The following is a 3,327-nucleotide window of genomic DNA, read 5'->3' on the forward strand; positions in this document are numbered from 1 at the left end:
TGAAGGACGTGATACCCTGCGTTAAGCCATGGGGAGCCGGGAATAGGCTTTGATCCATGGATCTCCGAATGGGGAAACCCACCTGACATTCCGCTATAATTGCTTCGGCAGCTTATAGCTGGGTGAGACAGGTACTTTTACCCTGAATACATAGGGGTTTAAGGGCAAACCCGGGGAACTGAAACATCTAAGTACCCGGAGGAAAGGAAATCAACAGAGACTCCGTCAGTAGTGGCGAGCGAACGCGGACCAGCCGAGCCTGGAAGTCTGAGCAGAATGGTCTGGAAAGGCCAGCGACATGGGTGACAGCCCCGTATGCGAAGGACCAAGGGACGTATCAAGTAGGGCGGGACACGTGTAATCCTGTCTGAAGATCGGGGGACCACCCCCGAAGGCTAAGTACTCCTTGCTGACCGATAGCGAACCAGTACCGTGAGGGAAAGGTGAAAAGCACCCCGACGAGGGGAGTGAAACAGTACCTGAAACCGGACGCCTACAAGCAGTCGGAGCCTCCTTGAGAGGTGACGGCGTACCTTTTGTATAATGGGTCAACGACTTGGTCTTACGAGCAAGCTTAAGCCGGTAGGTGTAGGCGCAGCGAAAGCGAGTCTTAAAAGGGCGCATGAGTTCGTGGGATCAGACCCGAAACCAGGTGATCTAGCCATGAGCAGGATGAAGGTTGGGTAACACCAACTGGAGGTCCGAACCAACACCCGTTGAAAAGGGTCTGGATGACTTGTGGCTAGGGGTGAAAGGCTAATCAAACCTGGAGATAGCTGGTTCTCCGCGAAAGCTATTTAGGTAGCGCCTCGGACGAATACCCACGGGGGTAGAGCACTGCATGGATGATGGGGGCCCACAGCCTTACTGAGTCTAAGCAAACTCCGAATACCGTGGAGTACTATCCGGGAGACACACGGTGGGTGCTAACGTCCATCGTGAAGAGGGAAACAACCCTGACCTGCAGCTAAGGCCCCTAATTCGTGGCTAAGTGGGAAAGCATGTGGGACGGCCAAAACAACCAGGATGTTGGCTTAGAAGCAGCCATCATTTAAAGATAGCGTAACAGCTCACTGGTCTAGACAAGCTGTCCTGCGGCGAAGATGTAACGGGGCTCAAGCCACGAGCCGAAGCTCAGGATGCACAGCGATGTGCGTGGTAGCGGAGCGTTCCGTGATATAGCTCATCATGTTGTATCCGTAGGGTGTGCATTCATTGCGCACCATGACGGTGACCAACATGGAGAGCTTTCTGTGAAGCCGGGCCGTAAGGCATCCGGTGGAGAGATCGGAAGCGAGAATGTTGACATGAGTAGCGACAAACAGGGTGAGAAACCCTGTCGCCGAAAGTCCAAGGGTTCCTGCTTAAAGCTAATCTGAGCAGGGTAAGCCGGCCCCTAAGGCGAGGCCGAAAGGCGTAGTCGATGGGAACCAGGTTAATATTCCTGGGCCAGTGGGATGTGACGGATCGCAGGTGTAGTTCGGTCTTATCGGATTGACCGGGCTGCTGAGCGGTTCCAGGAAATAGCCCCACATCAGACCGTACCCTAAACCGACACAGGTGGACTGGTAGAGCATACCAAGGCGCTTGAGAGAACCACGTTAAAGGAACTCGGCAAAATGCTCCCGTAAGTTCGCGAGAAGGGAGCCCCATATGTGCGCAAGCATGTGTGGGGGGCACAAACCAGGGGGTGGCGACTGTTTACTTAAAACACAGGGCTGTGCGAAGCCGTAAGGCGACGTATACAGTCTGACGCCTGCCCGGTGCTGGAAGATTAAGAGGAGGGGTGCAAGCTCTGAATTGAAGTCCCAGTAAACGGCGGCCGTAACTATAACGGTCCTAAGGTAGCGAAATTCCTTGTCGGGTAAGTTCCGACCTGCACGAATGGCGTAACGATCTCCCCGCTGTCTCTAACGTGGACTCAGCGAAATTGAACTGTCTGTCAAGATGCAGACTACCCGCGGTTAGACGGAAAGACCCCATGAACCTTTACTCCAGCTTTGCACTGGTATCAGGATTGTGATGTGCAGGATAGGTGGTAGGCATCGAAGCGGGGACGCCAGTTCTCGTGGAGCCGCCCTTGAGATACCACCCTTCGCCATCTTGATATCTAACCGCGGCCCGTAATCCGGGTCCGGGACCCTGCATGGTGGGGAGTTTGACTGGGGCGGTCGCCTCCCAAACAGTAACGGAGGCGCGCGATGGTTGGCTCAGACCGGTCGGAAATCGGTCGTTGAGTGCAATGGCAGAAGCCAGCCTGACTGCGAGACTGACAAGTCGAGCAGAGACGAAAGTCGGTCATAGTGATCCGGTGGTCCCAAGTGGGAGGGCCATCGCTCAACGGATAAAAGGTACTCTGGGGATAACAGGCTGATGATGCCCAAGAGTCCATATCGACGGCATCGTTTGGCACCTCGATGTCGGCTCATCTCATCCTGGGGCTGGAGCAGGTCCCAAGGGTATGGCTGTTCGCCATTTAAAGAGGTACGTGAGCTGGGTTTAGAACGTCGTGAGACAGTTCGGTCCCTATCTGCCGTGGGTGCAGGAGACTTGAGAAGAGTTGACCCTAGTACGAGAGGACCGGGTTGAACGCTCCACTGGTGGACCAGTTGTCGTGCCAACGGCAGTGCTGGGTAGCTATGAGCGGACAGGATAACCGCTGAAGGCATCTAAGCGGGAAGCCCCCTTCAAAACAAGGTCTCCCTTGAGGGCCGTGGAAGACCACCACGTCGATAGGCCAGAGGTGTAAGCGCAGCAATGCGTTCAGCTGACTGGTACTAATTGCCCGATTGGCTTGATCTGATCCGGTAACAGCAAGGCAACTTGCCGTTCGGATCGTCAGAAGCACGTAGAACACGAAACCTGGAACAACACTGATGTTTGGGCGGCCTCGCTCCTCGAGGTCCCGGGTCAAGCCCGGGACGGACAAGAGACCGGGCCCGCCCGGTCTCTTCTCCGGTCTGGTGGTCATAGCAGGTGTAAAACTCCCGATCCCATCCCGAACTCGGCCGATAAGTGCGCCAACGCCAATGGTACTGCGTCTCAAGACGTGGGAGAGTAGGTCACCGCCAGACCTGAAAAGAGACACCTCACTCCACGATGACAATACAGGTTCCACGCCCCCCAACGCGCGGAACATCCCTGCCGCGGGGTGAAGCTGCCCCGTTCGCCCGCAGAAGGCCCCGCCTTCCAGGACGAACAAACGCAAAGATACCGGGCTGCAGCGGTACATCTGCAAAAAAAAACGTCGCGGGGTGGAGCAGCCCGGTAGCTCGTCAGGCTCATAACCTGAAGGCCGCAGGTTCAAATCCTGCCCCCGCAACCAAA

Annotated in this window: 1 tRNA gene and 2 rRNA genes (1 of these 3 running past the window's edge); all 3 read left to right on the forward strand. The window is 55.8% G+C overall.

The window, feature by feature from the left end:
• Positions 1-2,802: ribosomal RNA gene (locus D5084_RS09250) — 23S ribosomal RNA — on the forward strand (it extends 50 nt beyond the left edge of the window).
• Between the two features lie 157 nt (positions 2,803-2,959).
• A 5S ribosomal RNA gene (rrf, locus tag D5084_RS09255) occupies positions 2,960-3,074 on the forward strand.
• A gap of 174 nt (positions 3,075-3,248) precedes the next feature.
• Positions 3,249-3,325 (forward strand) — tRNA-Met (locus D5084_RS09260).
• Positions 3,326-3,327: the final 2 nt, after the last annotated feature.

Origin of the sequence: Tabrizicola thermarum, assembly GCF_003574395.1 — a bacterium.
Taxonomy (GTDB): domain Bacteria; phylum Pseudomonadota; class Alphaproteobacteria; order Rhodobacterales; family Rhodobacteraceae; genus Tabrizicola; species Tabrizicola thermarum.